Source organism: Pseudomonas sp. NFACC13-1 (genome assembly GCF_900104425.1).
Lineage (GTDB): Bacteria > Pseudomonadota > Gammaproteobacteria > Pseudomonadales > Pseudomonadaceae > Aquipseudomonas > Aquipseudomonas fluorescens_AA.
The window spans coordinates 75,469-90,778 of record NZ_FMXV01000002.1 but is presented as its reverse complement, the minus strand read 5'-3'; the positions used below and the strand labels follow the sequence as shown (position 1 = coordinate 90,778).

Annotated in this window: 13 protein-coding genes; 6 read left to right on the top strand and 7 right to left on the bottom strand. The window is 64.0% G+C overall.

Annotated features, from left to right (window positions below; all coding sequences use genetic code 11):
• Nucleotides 1-68: 68 nt before the first annotated feature.
• Together BLQ55_RS02920 and BLQ55_RS02915 are read right to left on the bottom strand one after the other, a co-directional pair.
• Nucleotides 69-2,642 carry a bifunctional diguanylate cyclase/phosphodiesterase gene (locus tag BLQ55_RS02920; protein WP_092252271.1) on the bottom strand — a complete coding sequence of 858 codons (2,574 nt, stop codon included), beginning with the start codon at nt 2,640-2,642 and terminating at the stop codon, nt 69-71.
• A 337-nt stretch (nt 2,643-2,979) separates the two neighbouring features.
• Nucleotides 2,980-4,779, bottom strand: coding sequence for a thiamine pyrophosphate-requiring protein (locus tag BLQ55_RS02915; protein WP_092252269.1), 1,800 nt, complete (start codon nt 4,777-4,779; stop codon nt 2,980-2,982).
• Nucleotides 4,780-5,077: 298 nt separating this feature from the next.
• On the opposite strand from BLQ55_RS02915, the gene BLQ55_RS02910 reads away from it, so the two are divergent.
• The 3 genes from BLQ55_RS02910 (at nt 5,078) to BLQ55_RS02900 (ending at nt 7,202) form a co-directional block, all read left to right on the top strand.
• The gene (locus BLQ55_RS02910) at nt 5,078-5,464 is read left to right on the top strand and encodes an EF-hand domain-containing protein (RefSeq protein WP_092198357.1); all 387 of its coding nucleotides are present in this window, start codon (nt 5,078-5,080) and stop codon (nt 5,462-5,464) included.
• A gap of 138 nt (nt 5,465-5,602) precedes the next feature.
• Nucleotides 5,603-6,448 carry an HvfB family MNIO-type RiPP peptide maturase gene (locus tag BLQ55_RS02905; protein WP_092252267.1) on the top strand — a complete coding sequence of 282 codons (846 nt, stop codon included), beginning with the start codon at nt 5,603-5,605 and terminating at the stop codon, nt 6,446-6,448.
• Nucleotides 6,441-7,202 carry an HvfC family RiPP maturation protein gene (locus BLQ55_RS02900; protein WP_092252265.1) on the top strand — a complete coding sequence of 254 codons (762 nt, stop codon included), beginning with the start codon at nt 6,441-6,443 and terminating at the stop codon, nt 7,200-7,202. The genes BLQ55_RS02905 and BLQ55_RS02900 overlap by 8 nt, the downstream gene beginning before the upstream one ends.
• A gap of 110 nt (nt 7,203-7,312) precedes the next feature.
• On the opposite strand, the gene BLQ55_RS02895 is transcribed toward BLQ55_RS02900, so the two are convergent.
• The 4 genes from BLQ55_RS02895 to BLQ55_RS02880 all read right to left on the bottom strand — a co-directional run bounded on the left by BLQ55_RS02895 (nt 7,313) and on the right by BLQ55_RS02880 (nt 10,886).
• Nucleotides 7,313-7,819, bottom strand: coding sequence for an HvfX family Cu-binding RiPP maturation protein (locus tag BLQ55_RS02895; RefSeq protein ID WP_092198367.1), 507 nt, complete (start codon nt 7,817-7,819; stop codon nt 7,313-7,315).
• Between the two features lie 17 nt (nt 7,820-7,836).
• On the bottom strand, nt 7,837-8,469 hold the full coding sequence (locus BLQ55_RS02890; RefSeq protein WP_092252263.1) for a ferric reductase-like transmembrane domain-containing protein: 633 nt from the start codon (nt 8,467-8,469) through the stop codon (nt 7,837-7,839).
• Nucleotides 8,470-8,838: 369 nt separating this feature from the next.
• Nucleotides 8,839-10,149 carry an ATP-binding protein gene (locus BLQ55_RS02885; protein ID WP_092252261.1) on the bottom strand — a complete coding sequence of 437 codons (1,311 nt, stop codon included), beginning with the start codon at nt 10,147-10,149 and terminating at the stop codon, nt 8,839-8,841.
• Nucleotides 10,146-10,886: a response regulator gene (locus tag BLQ55_RS02880; protein ID WP_092198377.1), complete on the bottom strand. Its 741-nt coding sequence runs from the start codon at nt 10,884-10,886 to the stop codon at nt 10,146-10,148. The genes BLQ55_RS02885 and BLQ55_RS02880 overlap by 4 nt, the downstream gene beginning before the upstream one ends.
• Before the next feature lie 225 nt (nt 10,887-11,111).
• On the opposite strand from BLQ55_RS02880, the gene BLQ55_RS02875 reads away from it, so the two are divergent.
• The 3 genes from BLQ55_RS02875 to BLQ55_RS02865 all read left to right on the top strand — a co-directional run bounded on the left by BLQ55_RS02875 (nt 11,112) and on the right by BLQ55_RS02865 (nt 13,310).
• Complete coding sequence (locus BLQ55_RS02875; protein ID WP_092252259.1) at nt 11,112-11,375, top strand: DUF2790 domain-containing protein; 264 nt, start codon at nt 11,112-11,114, stop codon at nt 11,373-11,375.
• Nucleotides 11,376-11,575: 200 nt separating this feature from the next.
• Nucleotides 11,576-12,796, top strand: a complete 1,221-nt coding sequence (locus BLQ55_RS02870; RefSeq protein ID WP_092252257.1) for a cytochrome c biogenesis protein DipZ — start codon at nt 11,576-11,578, stop codon at nt 12,794-12,796.
• Between the two features lie 184 nt (nt 12,797-12,980).
• Nucleotides 12,981-13,310, top strand: a complete 330-nt coding sequence (locus BLQ55_RS02865; RefSeq protein WP_060743197.1) for a hypothetical protein — start codon at nt 12,981-12,983, stop codon at nt 13,308-13,310.
• 3 nt (nt 13,311-13,313) lie between these two features.
• Here BLQ55_RS02865 and BLQ55_RS02860 read toward each other — a convergent pair whose 3' ends face one another.
• The gene (locus BLQ55_RS02860) at nt 13,314-15,179 is read right to left on the bottom strand and encodes a sigma-54-dependent Fis family transcriptional regulator (protein WP_092252255.1); all 1,866 of its coding nucleotides are present in this window, start codon (nt 15,177-15,179) and stop codon (nt 13,314-13,316) included.
• Between the last annotated feature and the right edge of the window lie 131 nt (nt 15,180-15,310).

The following is a 15,310-nucleotide window of genomic DNA, read 5'->3' as shown; positions in this document are numbered from 1 at the left end:
AGTTTTTTGCATGCACCACAGATCCCATTGTGGGAGCGAGCTTGCTCGCGATAGCGGTGGGAAGTGGGTTACAGCCACCGCGGCGTGGTGAAGAACGAGGCCATTTCCGAGCGGGCCAGTGCCGCGCCGAAGTAGGGGCCCTGGACATGGTCGCAGGCCACGTTGCGCAGTTGGCTGAATTGCCGGGCGTTTTCGATGCCTTCGGCGGTGACCATGAGCCCTACGCTGCGGCTCAACCGGATCATCGCCAGGACGCCTTCCTTGTCGTCCTCCAGGCCCAGCTGCGACAGGATGTTGCGATCGAAGCGGATACCATCGAATGGCTGGTCCAGCACTTCGCGCAGGGAGGCGATGCTGGTGCCGAATTTGTCGATGTTGATCCGCACGCCGAGGTCCTTGAGCGCATGGAGGGTGCTGGCGACGGTCTTGTGGTCGGCCAGCAAAACCCCTTCGGCCACTTCCAGGGTCAGCCGGTGAGGCGCCAGGCCGCTCGCTTGGAGGGCCTCCTGGACCTGGTCGAGCAGGAAGCTGCTGTTGAACCACCGGGGTGAAACCGCGATGGAGACATTGACGGCGCTCGGCCAGGTCGCGGCCTCCTCACAGACATTGATCAACATCCAGTTGCCCAGCTCTTCCAGTTGGCCCGAGGTTTCGGCCACCGGTATGAAGTCGCCCCCAGCCAGCTCACCTTTCTCGGGATGGTGCCAAAAGGTCTGGGCTTCGAACCCGTGCAGTTGCTCGGCGCTCACATCGAAGCGAGGCAAGTAGCGCAGTTCCAGTTGGTCCCGCTGCATGGCGTCGCGCAGTTGTTGCTCGTATCGCCGCCGGTCGCGGGCCAGGTTGCCCATGGCTTCGACATACACGCGCCAGGTGTTGCGGCCTGCTGCCTTGGCCGCATACAAGGCGATATCGGCGTGACGCAACAGTTCATCGGCGCGTTCGTCACCGGGCTGCGCCCAGGCAACGCCGATGCTCACCCCCAGGTACAGCGTATTGCCGTCCAGGTGCATGGGCCGTTGCATGCAGTCGATCAGCCGTTCACACAATTGATCCAGATCGTCGGCGTCGCCGGGGTCGGGCATGACAATGACAAATTCGTCACCGCCCAGGCGCGCCACCAGATCGGTGCCCCGGACGTTTTGCTGGAGAATATGCGCCACTTCCCTGAGCACTTTATCGCCCACGGCATGGCCGAGGGAGTCGTTGACCGGCTTGAACCGGTCCATGTCCAGGTTCAGCAGCGCCAGAGGCGGGCGATCAGGTCGGTCCAGATGTTCGCGCAGGCAATCGAACAAGCGGTTGCGGTTGGCCAGCCCGGTCAGCGGATCATGCAAGGAAAGGTGCTTGATCTGGGCCAGCGCCCGCAATTCATCGGTGATGTCGGTGGCGGTGCCGCGAAAACCCAGGGTGCCGGCCTCGATGGCCCGTACCGACAGTTTGCAGGTGCGGATGCGCTGGTTGCGCGCGGTGTACTCGCACAGCAGCGGCGCCGAAGAGAGGCTGTTGGCGCCGCCGAGCAGCCATTGGGCAATCGAGATCGAGCCGCCGTGGGGGTGGAGCAGCCGTTGCAGAGGTTTGCCCAGCCATTCCGTGGGGCTGAACCCGGTCACTTGTTCGAAACGCTCCGACAGGTAGGTCAGCGTCCCGGTCGAATCGACCTCCCACAACCAGTCGGATGAGACTTCGGCAATGTCGCGGAAACGTTCTTCACTGCGTTCCAGCGCCTTGCGGTGGGCCAGCAGGCTGGCGTATTGGCTTTCCTGGGCGCGAAACATCACCAAGGCATGGCGCAGGACGGCCAGCGCCAGGATTCCCAGCACCAGTAACGCCAGGGCCAGCAACGGCAGCAGTACCTTGCGCAGATCCTGGCCCGGGGTTTGGGGTCGCCAGGCCAGGGCCTCCAGGGTCAGGTTGTCGAGCGGCAGTTGGGCGGTATCGGCTGGGCCGGGTGTCCTGGCGATATGGGCATCGGGCAGGGCGAAGTCCCGCGCCAGGTTTTCCAGGGCGCCGGGGTCCAGGACCTTGACGAAGAGCATCAGGCTGGGCGGGCCGGGAATTTGCGCCACGCTGTTGTCCGTGCCGGTGGTGATGGCGGACACGGCGACGAACGCCGGGGCATCTTCGTGATGCAGCATCTCGACGACCACTTCGTCGTGTTTTTCCTCGGTGCTGGCTTTGTTCCACAGGGCGCGCAGGTCGCCGGTCAGCCAGGTGTCGGCATCGACGTCGCTCATTTGGCCCTCGATCACCGAATAGACGGTCTTGCCGGTCGGGGAAATGACAAACACCGCCTGGTAACCGTAGAGCGAATACACGCTGCTGCCGACGTTTTCCTGGTCATAGGCCCATTCCTTGTCGACCTTGACGTGCAGGTGCCGGTAGGCGTCGCTCCATTTGGAATAGTCGCTCAGGTCCCGGCCGATGCCGGTGCGGATCCCCTCGATGGCCCGTTGGGCGAAAAACAGGCTCTGCTCACGGGAGCGTCGGTCCTGGGCGCCGGTGATGTTGAGCAACACGGCAATCGCCAGTGCGGACATGACAAACAGCAGGAGCATGATGGCCGGAAAAGTGCGACGGGTGAAGCTACGGGTTGGCGAGCCCGGGGAAAGGACAGTCGAGTCGTTGCCAGCATTTTCAATCATAAAGATAAGTCATCAGCCAAAAGCGATTTCACCCGCACGTGTCTTATATCGGCGGGTGGGCTGATTTACTGAGTCGTGTTGACGAAGGGGCCGACGGGCTGCGTTGTCTTTGTCATGTGCGGGCCTTCAAGCGTGAGGCCACTCGAGGGCGCCATCCCGTTGGCGCAGGGAATTGCCCCCGGCGGCCAGCCATTCAATGATCTCGTAAATGGCCGGCGACGCGAGAATCAGGCTCCAGGCCAGGAAACAGCCCCCGACCCCTGTTGCTGGCGCAACCGGCAGCAACACCTCGCGCAACTAGCGACGATGCAGCTCAACGGTTGCCCTCGCGTCGGCCTCATTCCTTGTCCGTGCGCTGACCCGGCAGGAGGCTGCTCAGTACCTGCTTGGCGGTCTCGACCACGATGCCTCGCTCGTTCGGGTCGCCCTGGAGCAGGGTCGAGGCAAACTTCTTCGCCTGTTCCAGCTTGATGTGCGGCGGCAGCGGTGGCACGTCGGGGTCGGTGCGAAACTCGATCAGCACCGGACGATCCGCCGCCAGCGCGGTTTCCCAGGCCGTGGCCACGTCGTCCTCATGCAGCACCAGGATGCCCTTCAGGCCAATGGATTCGGCGAACAGGTGGTAGGGCACGTCGGGGATGTCCTGGGAGGCGGCGAATTTCGGATCGCCCTCCATGACCCGCTGTTCCCAGGTCACCTGGTTCAAATCCCGATTGTTGAACACCGCGCAGATCCAGGTGCCGTTGGCCCAGGTGCGCCAGTACTTGGCGACGGTGATCAGCTCGGCCATGTTGTTCATCTGCATGGCGCCATCGCCCACCAGGGCGACCACTGGACGCTGCGGATGGCAGAACTTCGCCGCGATGGCATAGGGCACGGCCGCGCCCATCGACGCCAGGCCACCGGACAGCGAACACATCATACCGCGACGGATCTTGATGTCTCGGGCGAACCAGTTGGCGCAGGAGCCGGAATCGCAGGTGATGATGGCGTGCTCCGGCAGCCGCGGCGACAGTTCGAAGGTGACCCGCTGCGGATTGATCGGCTTGGCCGATACCCGGGCGCGTTTTTCCAGGGTCCCGTCCCAGCGTTCCCGCCAATGCTCGATTTTCTTGCGCCAGGCGCGGTCGGTTTTTTCTTCGATCAGCGGCAGCAGGGCGCGCAAGGTGTCGACACTGTCGCCGTGCAGGCTGACTTCCATGGGATAGCGCAGGCTGAGCATGTCCGCTTGAATGTCGATCTGCACCCCCCGGGCCTGGCCTTCAGGGGGCAGGAACTCGGCGTAGGGAAAGCCGGAGCCGATCATCAGCAACGTGTCGCAGCCGGCCATCAGGTTGTCGCTGGGTTCGGTGCCGAGCAGGCCGATGGTGCCGGTGACCCAGGGCAGGTCATCCGGCACGGCGGCCTTGCCCAGCAGCGCCTTGGCCACGCCGGCGCCGAGCTTCTCGGCGATGGCGATCACCTCGTCAGTGGCGTGCAGTGCCCCGGCGCCGACCAGGATGGCGACTTTCTTGCCGGCATTGAGGACGTCGGCGGCTTTGCGCAGGTCCTCTTCGTAGGGGACGATGCTGGGCTTGCGGTAGCCGACGCCGGAGTGAACCGTACCGTGCTTGTGACGTGGCGCGGTGTATTCCATCTCCTGGAGGTCGTTCGGCAGGATCAGCGCCGTGACCCGGCGCTCGCCCACCGCCGTGCGTACGGCACGGTCCAGCAGGTGACGCACTTGGGCGGGCACGCTGGCTTGCTGCACGAATGCCCCGGCCACGTCCTTGAACAGGCTGACCAGGTCCAGTTCCTGCTGGTAATGCCCGCCCAGCGCGGCGCGCGCCTGTTGGCCGCTGATGGCGAGCACTGGCATGTGGTCCATCCGGGCGTCGTAGAGGCCGGTCACCAAGTGGGATGCACCGGGCCCGGAGGTGGCGATGCAGACCCCCAGCTCGCCGGTGAACTTGGCGTGGGCACAGGCCATGAACGCGGCCATTTCCTCATGGCGGGCCTGGATGAAGCGGATTTTCCCCTGGGCGCGGTTCAAGGCGCCAAACACACCGTTGATGCCATCGCCCGGATAGCCATAGATACGGCGAACCCCCCATTCATAAAGACGTTCCACCAGAAAATCACCGACGGTCATGCTCATGTCTGTCCCTCGTTTCAGGCTGCGGTCGCTCGGCGCGACGCGCAGCGGTTGACGTTCATACAGGACTTGACCGGCGCAGGCCTTCCAAGGTTTCGATTTTTTCAACCCCAGGGGCCTAAGGCCGGGCGGGCGTGTATCGCAGTGTGTACCGCACCGGCCCGGATACACCTGCTTGACGAAGGCCCTGGCCGGCGACACAGGCCGGATACACACCGGCGATTAACTACGCCAGCCAGCCGACACCGAAGCTCGGTGCGGATGACTGGCACCTTAATCGTCAATCGTCAGAGGAATACCCATGCTCAACTTCTCCCGTCATTCGTCCCTTGCACTCGGTCTGGCCCTGGTTGGCGGCCTGGGGCTCTCCACGGCGGCTTCGGCCTTGACCATGAACGACCTGGCCCAGGGCTACACCCTGGCGGCAGCCGATACCGTGAAAAAGCCCGCCGAAGGCAAGTGCGGCGAAGACAAGTTCGCCAAGACCGATACCAACCACGATGGCCAGGTCTCGCGGGACGAGTTCATCGCCGCTGCACCGGAGCGCGCGGCGGAGTTCGACAAGATCGACGCCAACCACGACGGCGGCATCTCGTTGCCGGAAGCCAAGCAATACCTGTCGGCCCAGGCGAAGACCGCCGAAGGCAAATGTGGCGAAGGCAAGTGCGGGGCGGCTATCGAGTCCTGATTCGCCCCGGGTGGTGAGCCTGATGAGTTGATGAGGGCCCGTCAGGTCTGCGCCTACAGACCCAGCGGGCCAATACCCTCGCCACGGGGTGTTCGCTCCATGAGGCTCGCCACATCTCGTTTCCCCAGGAGATGTGTCATGTCGAATTTACCTCAACCCTCGGCAGGCCTCGGCCTGCGCCGGGCCTTGCTCGATGAGTTGCGCCAGGCACCGGCCGGGGATTTCGATTTTCTCGAAGTTGCCCCGGAAAACTGGATCGGAATCGGCGGCCCCCATGGGGCCGCCTTGCATTCGCTGGCCGAACGTTATCCATTGACGTGCCATGGCCTGTCGTTGTCCCTGGGCGGGCCGGCACCGCTGGACCTGGCGTTTCTCGGCCAGGTGCGCGGGTTTCTCGAGCGTTTCAACGTGCCGCTCTACAGCGAGCACTTGAGCTACTGCGGCGATGACGGGCATCTGTATGACCTGTTGCCGCTGCCCTTTACCGAAGAAGCGGTGCATCACGTGGCGGCGCGGATCCGTCAGGCCCAGGATGTGCTGGGGCGCCGCCTGGCGGTGGAAAACGTCTCCTATTACGCCGCCCCCCAACAAGACATGAGCGAGCTGGAATTCACCCGGGCGGTGTTGCGCGAAGCCGATTGCGACCTGTTGCTGGACGTCAACAACGTCTACGTCAACTCGATCAATCACGGTTTCGATCCCCAGGCATTCCTGGCGGGCCTCGAGCCGGGGCGGGTGGTCGCGATGCATGTGGCCGGGCATTACGATGAGTCCGATACGCTTAAAATCGATAGCCATGGCGCACCGGTCAAGCCGGCGGTCTGGGCGCTGCTGGCCCAGGCCTACGCGCGTTTCGGTGTGCAGCCGACCTTGCTCGAACGGGACTTCAATTTCCCGCCCTATGCCGCGCTGGTGGCCGAATTGCAGACGATTCGCCAGTTGCAACACCCGGCCGTCCCCCGGCAGGCGGTGAGCCATGGCTGAGGCCCGGCAGACGCTGCATCAGCAGCAACAGGCGCTGACCCGTTACCTGCGCGACCCGGAGCACTGCCCGGTTCCGACCGGCATGGACGCGGCGCGGGCGCAGGTGTATCGCGACCTGATCTTCGAAAACATGCGTTCGCTGCTCAGCGGCACTTTTCCGGTGCTGGTGAGCGTGCTGGGGCAGGAGCAATGGCGTGCGTGTGTGCGCCGGTTCCTGCGCGAACACCGCTGCGTCACGCCCATGTTCGGTGAAATCGCCGAGGCGTTCGTGACCTACCTCGCGGCCCACCCATCGCCGGACTGGCCGCCGTTCGTGGCGGAGCTGGCGCACTATGAGTGGGTCGAGATGGCGCTGCTGCAATCCGAGGCCGAGCCGTTGCCGAGTCATGATGAGGCCGCCTTGCTCGATCTGCCGCTGCGTGTCTCGCCCCTGGCCTGGCCGCTGGCGTACCAGTGGCCAGTGCATCGCCTGGCCCCGAGCTACCAGCCCTCGACGCCACCGGCCCAGCCGACGCTGTTGCTGGTGCGGCGCACGCCTGGGTTTGAGATACGCTTTGCCGAGCTCAGCCCGTTGGCCTGGCGCCTTTTGCAGCGCATCGAGGAATATCCCGGGTTGGCGGGGCGAGGGCAGTTGCTGGCGTTGGCGCAGGAGGCAGGGGTGGCTTCGTTCGAGTTCATGGACAGCGCTGTGGCGCTGTTGCGGCGGATGCAGGAGCAAGGGGTTGTTGGCGTGCAGCCACACCCCGTCAATTAAACCCAAACCCTGTGGGAGCGAGCTTGCTCGCGATGGCGGCATGTCAGTCACTGTGAGGTCGACTGACCCACTGCTATCGCGAGCAAGCTCGCTCCCACAAGGGTTTTTGGTCAGGCCTTGCTTGGGTGAGGCAGGCCGCTCTTCAGCAGTGCATCCACGCTCAATTTCCCAGCCCCTTGCAGCACCAACGGCAGCAACGCCACCAGATAGATCAACGGCAGCTTGAAGTTGCCATGCCCCTTGTTGGTAATCGCATAACCCTGGGCCAGTTCGCTCAAGCTCGACCAGTCCGCCGGCCAGTGCACGGCAGCGGTCGCCACCACGGTGACGACGACCAGCACCAGCGCCCACAGGCGCGTGCCCAAGCCGATCAACAGGGCGATGGCGCCGATCAGTTCGGCCCACATCGCCAGTTCCCAGTTCCACTGGGCCGGCACATGGTCGAAGGGGAACGGAAAGGCGGACTGGATCTCGGCAAACCAGTTCTCGCCATTCCATTTTTCCAGGCCGGACTCGAAAAACTCCCAGGCCAGGAACAGGCGCAGGCCCAGCGGCGCGAGCCAGGCGCCTGCCTGATCGAGATGCAGGTGCAGTGTTTTCAGCACGTTTGAATACATGATCGGCCTCCCTGGGCTCAAGCGTGTTGCGGCCGTTGGCGGCGCTGAGTGGCCTGGGCCAGCTTGCCCACCAGGCGGATGGCGGTGGCGGCGCAGATCAGGCCGAATGGCAGTACGTACCAGTCGCTCATGGGAATGCGCTTGAAGTTGGAATAGGCAAAGATCGCCGCCAGCACCCACATCCCGGTGACATGCAGGCGCTTCCAGGCCTTGAAGCCGATCAGGCGCGTGGTGCTTTTGAACGAGGTCAGGGCCAGCAGCAGGATGAAGACGTAGCCCACGGTGCCGGGCACGTTGCCGAGGGTGGTGCGGCCGGGCCAGAACTCGGTGTTGAGCTGGCCGTAGCTGTAGATCAGCACCGCGTGGACCAGATGGGAGAAGGCAAACGCCAGCCCGATGAAACGCCGTTCGCGCACCAGCGAGCGGCTCAGGGGCGAGGGCACCAGCACCGCGAATGCCGAGGCGGTGAAGACCAGCAAGAAGAGGAAGAAGGACGAACGAGCCGTGGCGCGAATGGCGCTGCGCACGCCTTCGGTGAGGTCCGGGTTGAGCACCAGGATCAACCCGGTCATCAACAGCACCAGGGCGGCGAGCAGGCTGAACAGCGACCAGCCCTGGAAACGAAGGGGAGATGCAGTTGCGGTAGGCATGTAAAGCTCCTTGGAAGTCGAGGCCCGGTCGTGATGGCCGCCGGGGTACGAGGAGTCTTTCAAGCCGGTGTAAGCGGGGTGTGTCCGCAACGCAGTCTCGTGCAAGTTTGTGTGTGCCCATCGTCCGCAGACACACTGACATACAAACCCCCATCCACATCCAATTCCCCCACAGGGGGATTGGTAAGGCATCAACCTGTGTAGCGCTTCGGATCAGTGTGGGAGCGAGCTTGCTCGCGATGGCGTCAGGTCAGTTGAATGGATGCTGGCTGATCCACTGCTATCGCGAGCAAGCTCGCTCCCACAAAGGCACAAAGGCACAAAGGCACAAAGGCACAAAGGCACAAAGGCACAAAGGTTGTGGTGGTATCAGCTTGCGAATGCCAGGCGCAGCTCGGCGCATAGGCCGCCGCCGTCGCGGTTGCTCAGGGTCAGTGAGCCGCCCATGGCGATCGCCAGTTGCTGGGCGATGGCCAGGCCCAGGCCGGTGCCTCCGGTTTCCCGGTTGCGCGAGCTTTCCACCCGGTAGAACGGTTTGAGCACCTCGGCCAGTTCCTGCTGGCTGATCCCGGGGCCACGGTCCAGCACCTGGATCGCCAGTTGCCCGTTGGCGGCCGGTTGCACCTGGATCTGCGCCGCGCCGCCGAATTTCAAGGCGTTGTCCACCAGATTGACCAGCACCCGCCGCAGGGCATGGGGGCGGGTGTCGATGACGGCGGCGTTTTTCCCGCACAGTTGCACGTCCTTGCCGGTGTCCTGGTAGTCGAACACCAGGCTGTCGAGAAACGCATCCAGGCTGATCCGGCAACTGGCCTCGGTGGCGCCGTGGATGCTGCGGGCATAGGCCACGCCTTCACGCACCAAGTGTTCCATCTCGCTCAAGTCGCTCCACAGTTTGTCCCGTTCGATCCCTTCGTCCATGAACTCGGCGCGCAGCTTCATGCGCGTGATGGGCGTCTGCAAATCATGGGAAATCGCCGCCAGCAACTGCATGCGCTCCTTGAGGTAGGCGGCGATGCGGTCCTGCATGGCATTGAACGCCTTGGCCGCATGCACCACTTCGGTCGGGCCCTTTTCGTCCAGGCGGACGCTGTGGGCATTCGGGTCGAGGGTTTCCACCGCCTGGGCCAGCCGGGTCAGGGGGCCGACGGCGATGCGCACGGCCAGCCAGGTGCAGCCGATCAACAGCGCCAACTGCCCGAGCAACACCATCGGCAGCCAGGGGGAGAGGGGCATCATCGCCGGGCGTACGTCGATGGTCAGCGGGCTGCCGTCCCCCAGGCGCAGGAGCGCCTGATAGTGCATTTTCGGCCCGGGAATCTGCTTGAAGGTCAGGCCATAGGCCTGGCCGATGGCTTCCTGGATCGAACTGACCGAGATCGGCGCATCGGCAAGATCCATCGGTTGCCCGGGCTGGCCTTCGTCGAGCTGGTAGCCATAGTTGCGCCGGGCGAGTTTCGGCAGCCAGGCCGGGCGCTCGGCGGCAGGCAGGCGGTCGAGAATGGCGACGGAGGTCGAGACATCGGTTTCCAGGTTGCCGAGCATGGTCGACTTGGCACTCTGATAGCGCTCGTAGTATTGGACACCGAAGGACAAGCCCTGGGCCAGGATCAGGCCGATCAGGAAGATCAGCGACAACCTCGAGGCCAGGGTCCGTGGCCAGCGCAGCGACAGACTCATACCGAGGCCTCGAGGATCTCCACCGGCAGCGAGAACACGTAGCCTTCGCTGCGCACGGTCTTGATGTAGGCCGGTTCCCGGGCGTCGTCCAGCAGGCGCTGGCGCAGGCGACTGACCAGCAAATCGATGGAGCGATCGAACAGGTCGGCGTCCCGGCCCTGGGTGAGGTTAAGCAACTGGTCGCGGTTGAGCACCCGTTGCGGATGGTCGAGGAATACCCGCAACAAACGGTATTCGGCGCCGCTCAAGGCAACCATGGTGCCGTCGGTGTCCAGCAGGTGGCGGGCGGTGGTGTCCAGGCGCCAGCGCCCGAACGCCAGCAGGCGACCGCTTTCGGAGACCACCAGGTTGGGCGGCAGCATGCGGGTGCGGCGCAGCACGGCGTTGATCCGCGCCAGCAGTTCACGGGCGGCGAACGGCTTGACCAGGTAATCATCGGCGCCCATTTCCAGGCCGATGATGCGGTCGGTTTCGTCGTTGCGCGCGGTGAGCATCAGCACCGGCGTGGCCTTGTGCTTGCCGGCACGCAGCTCCCGGCACAGCACCAGGCCGTCGTCGCCGGGCATCATGATGTCCAGCACGATCAGGTCCACCGGGGTGGTTTCCAGGAAGGCGCGCATCTGCCGACCGTCGGCGACGACGGTGGTGCGCAGGCCATTCTTTTTCAGGTAGTTGCCAACCAGCTCTCTGATCTCGCGATCGTCATCCACTATCAACACGTGATCGACATGATCCATGGTGTCCAGCTCCTCGGCGTTTCGTTGTGAGCAGTCTACAGGCGCCGGCCGGCCCGGCTCGCGGCGGTTTGTATTGCAGTGTATCTGGCGCGCGACGGATACACAGCGATGCAAAAAGCCACGTGGCTCGATACAGACGCGATACCTGCGCGGCATTCAATGGCACCCATCGAGGCAACACAACGCAGCCTCGGCAGATAAATCCCATTGAATTGAGGAATCGCCATGAACACCAAAGCCCTCTACGCCGCCTGCCTTTTCGCCGCGCTGAACATCTGCACCCTGTCGGCCCGGGCCGAAAGCAACGTGCAAACGCACAGCTACACCTACGGTACCCACCTGGACATCCAGAAGGTGCTTTCCCTGACCGAAGACGCCGACCCGACCTGCGGCGTGGTCAACGCCCACATGACCTACCTGGATTCGGCGGGCCACGAGCAAGCGCTGGACTATCGCAAGCTTTCCGATAACTGCAGCAACCAGAACTGAGATCAACACCCTGGTTATGGCTGCCAGGTCCCTGTGGCGAGGGGATTTATCCCCGCTGGGTCGCGAAGCGGCCCCCTTTCATTTACCCGATGAGTCGAGTTGTCAGGGTTTGGGCCGCTTCGCAGCCCAGCGGGGATAAATCCCCTCGCCACAAAGGTGTTGGCTCTTATTCATGTTTCAGCCCATTTTGAGGTGTTGCCATGCTTCTGATCGCTTTTCTCGGCGGGATCCTGACGATCCTCAGCCCTTGTATTCTTCCGGTGGTGCCGTTTCTGTTCGCCCGGGCCGATCGCTCCCGCGGCTCGGTGTTGTTGACCCTCGGTGGCATGGTGCTGACGTTCGCCCTGGTCTCCAGCCTGGCGGTGGTCAGTAGCGAGTGGGTGGTGCGCGCCAGCAGCGTCGGCCGGCAAGTCGCCTTGGTGGTGATGGTGGTGTTCGCCTTGTCATTGATCTTCAGCCGGGTCGGCATTTGGCTGGCGCGGCCGCTGGTCAGCCTGGGCAATCGCCTGGACGCCGGGGCCGGGCGGATGGCCGGGCCGGTGGCCTCGGTGCTGATCGGGGTCGCCACCGGGTTGCTCTGGGCCCCGTGCGCCGGGCCGATACTCGGGGTGATCCTGACCGGCGCCATGTTGCAAGGCGCCAGTGCTCAAACCAGCCTGCTGTTGCTCGCCTACGGCCTGGGCAGTGCCTTGTCCCTGGGCACATTGATCCTGGCCGGGCGTGGTCTGGTCGGGCGCCTGAAACTCTCGCTGCCGATCACCACCTGGTTGCGCCGGGGAACGGGGGCGGTGGTGTTGCTGGCGGCCGTGGCGATTGGCACCGGGGCGGATGATCGGTTGTTGGCGGCGACTTCCTCCCAACCCTCGGCCACCTTGGAACAAGGCTTGCTGAAGAACGTGCCCAAGGTTATCGATTATGTGGTGAGCAAGGCCGGCGCCAGCTCCATGCCGGCCCTCGAATCCCAGGGCGCCATGCCTGCGCTGGACGGCGCGGTGCAATGGCTGAACTCGCCGCCGCTGAGCAGTGAGTCACTGCGGGGCAAGGTGGTGCTGGTGGACTTCTGGACCTACGACTGCATCAACTGCCAACACACCTTGCCCTATGTGAACGCTTGGGCGAAGAAGTATGAAAAGGACGGGCTGGTGGTGATCGGCGTCCATACCCCGGAATATGGCTACGAGAAGATCATCGACAACGTGCGCGAGCAGGTAGGCAAGCTGGATATCCACTATCCGGTGGCGATCGACAACCAATATGCGATCTGGCGCGCCTTCAACAACCAGTACTGGCCGGCCCATTACTTCATCGATGCCAAGGGGCAGGTGCGCTACAGCCATTTTGGCGAAGGACGCTACGGCGAGCAGGAGCAGGTGATCCAGCAGTTGTTGCAGGAGGCGAAGGCGAGTCAAGTCTATGATTAAAAACTGTTTAATATCAATTATATGGAGTAGTATTCTCTTCTTATTTCTAGATTGTCCCGTCATTTGGCAACGGATGTCGCAGATGGCGAGGGCAAAGCCACAGGGGCCGCATGCAAATGCTGGCCCCTTGCTCATTTGCATACGGTCAAACTTCTTTCCTTTCAGAAAGTTGGGCGACAAACCTATGCGTATTTCTATGTGGGTCGTAACGACGTTTCTCCTGGCCGCCGTCTCGCTTGGGGCCCAGGCCAAGGCGCTGACGCAGAACCAGCAGTCAGTATGCCGCTGGGGTTCGGACATCGCGGCGGGCGCGCAGGCGTCGAAGCTTTCTGGCGTCAGCCTGTACGGCGCGCGCAAGAAGCTGCAAGTGCGCAAGTTTCCCCGGCCCTGGATGCGCATGACCGCCCTGGGCATTACCGAGCAGACTTACAACAGCGCTTCGCGTCTGAAGCCTGCCGCGGTCAAGCAGACCTACTACGAACAATGTGTCCGTCATGAGCTGGCACGCCGATAGGCCTCAGGCCGGGCTCCGGCCTGGCATCTCGATACCGTGCTGGTGCACCCGCCGATACAGGGTCGCCCGGGAAATGCCCAGGGCCCGGGCGGCGGCGGTGGGTTTCCAGCGGTGGCGCACCAGGGCATCAAGCAGCGCCTGGCGTTCCGGGCTGGCGCTCGGCTGCGGCCCATGATCGGCGGCGTCCGCGCGGTGCAATGACTCGGGCAGGTGGCTGAGTTGGACCACGCTGGCTTCGCACACCGCGCAGGCATAGCGCAGCACATGGCGCAACTGGCGGACATTGCCCGGCCAGTGATAACCGAGCAGGCATTCCAGCGCCGCACCGCTCAATTGCACCGTCCCCCCGCAGAGCGCCGACTCCTCGGCAAGCATTCGATTGATCAGCGCCAGCCGGTCGCTGCGTTCGCGCAACGGCGGTAGCTGGAAACGCGCGCCACCGAGGCGGAAATACAAATCCTCACGAAACTCGCCAGCGGCCACCAGGGTCTCCAGGTCGCGGTGGGTGGCGCAGATCACTTGGATGTCCACGGCCTTGCGGCGGGATGCCCCCAGCGGCGCCACTTCACCCTCGGCCAGCACCCGCAGCAGGCGGGTCTGCAAGGCCAGCGGCATGTCACCGATCTCATCCAGGAACAAGGTGCCGCCATCGGCCTGTTGCAGCAGGCCTTGCATGCCTTTGGCCGAGGCTCCGGTGAAGGCGCCGGCGACGTAGCCGAACAATTCGCTTTCGATCAGGCTTTCGGGAATGGCGGCGCAATTCAACGCCACGAAAGGGCGATCATGGCGCTGGCTGGCCTGGTGCAGCTGCCGGGCGAACACTTCCTTGCCGGAACCGGTTTCGCCCTGGATCAGCACCGGCAGGTTGCGATCCTTGACCCGTACCGCCAGGCGCAGGCTGTCGGTCAGGCGCGGATCGATCTCGGCCGGCGTCATCGCCACCCGCGGACGCGGAGTGGCCCGCTGGCGTGGGGCGCTCAAGCGGGCATGCAAAGCGTGATCGAGGAAGCAGAGGCTTTCGTCCCGGGCCCGGTGCAGCCGCTGCTGGTCGAACACCTGGCCGATGTGTTGCGGCAACTGCCCGTAATGCTGCAGCAGGTATTGGCGGGCGGCGGGGTTCAGGGCTTGCAGGCAACCGTCGTCGTCCCAGGCGAACAGGAAGTCCGGCTGGCTGTCGACGTAGCCGGCGTTGCGATGGGCCCGCAGCACCCAGTAGCCCTGGGCACTGCTCATGAAAAACGCCTGCTCGATCTCCCGGGCGCTCTGCACCACCATTTGCCGGATCAGGTGCTGCGAGCGCCGATCATCCGGCGAGCGCACGGCCGACACGTCCAGCACCCCGAGCAATTCGCCCTGGGGGTCGAAGACCGGTGCGGCGGAGCAGGTCAGGCCAATGAACGCCGCGCGGAAATGGTCGCGCTTGTGCACCGTCACCGGGGCTTTGCCCGTGAGCACCGCCGCCACGCCACAGGTGCCTTCTTCACCCTCCGACCAGCACGTGCCCAGGTAAAGCCCGGCCTTGCGGCAGTCATTGCGGATCGTGGTTTCCACCCGGTAGTCGATGGTCTGGCCCTGGGCATCGGTCAAGAGCACGCAGTAGTCGGCATCACGGACCCGGCCATGGAGGCGGGCCACTTCTTCGCTGGCGATATTGAGGAACAGCTCGGAGCGCTCGCGGCATTGCTTGAGCACGTCCTGGGACAGGATGCGCGGGCCCTGCAGCGAACCGGGGTCCAGGTGATGTTGCTCCAGGGAGCGGCGCCAGGAGTCGAGGATCAGGTCCGGGACCGGCAGTTGAGGCAATTGCGCCGCGTTTTTCACCACGCGGCTGACGCAATCCACGTGCGCCCGGGAGTGAGCGGAAAGCATAGGGGCCTCCGATTCAGCTTCTTGTCGTTGTGCGCACATTAAGCGCCGTTCGCCGGGTGCCGACAAGCACGACGGGTTGTTCGGCAGGTGTGAGACGCCACGTCTCAGCGTCTCGCCGCCACCTCGTGCAG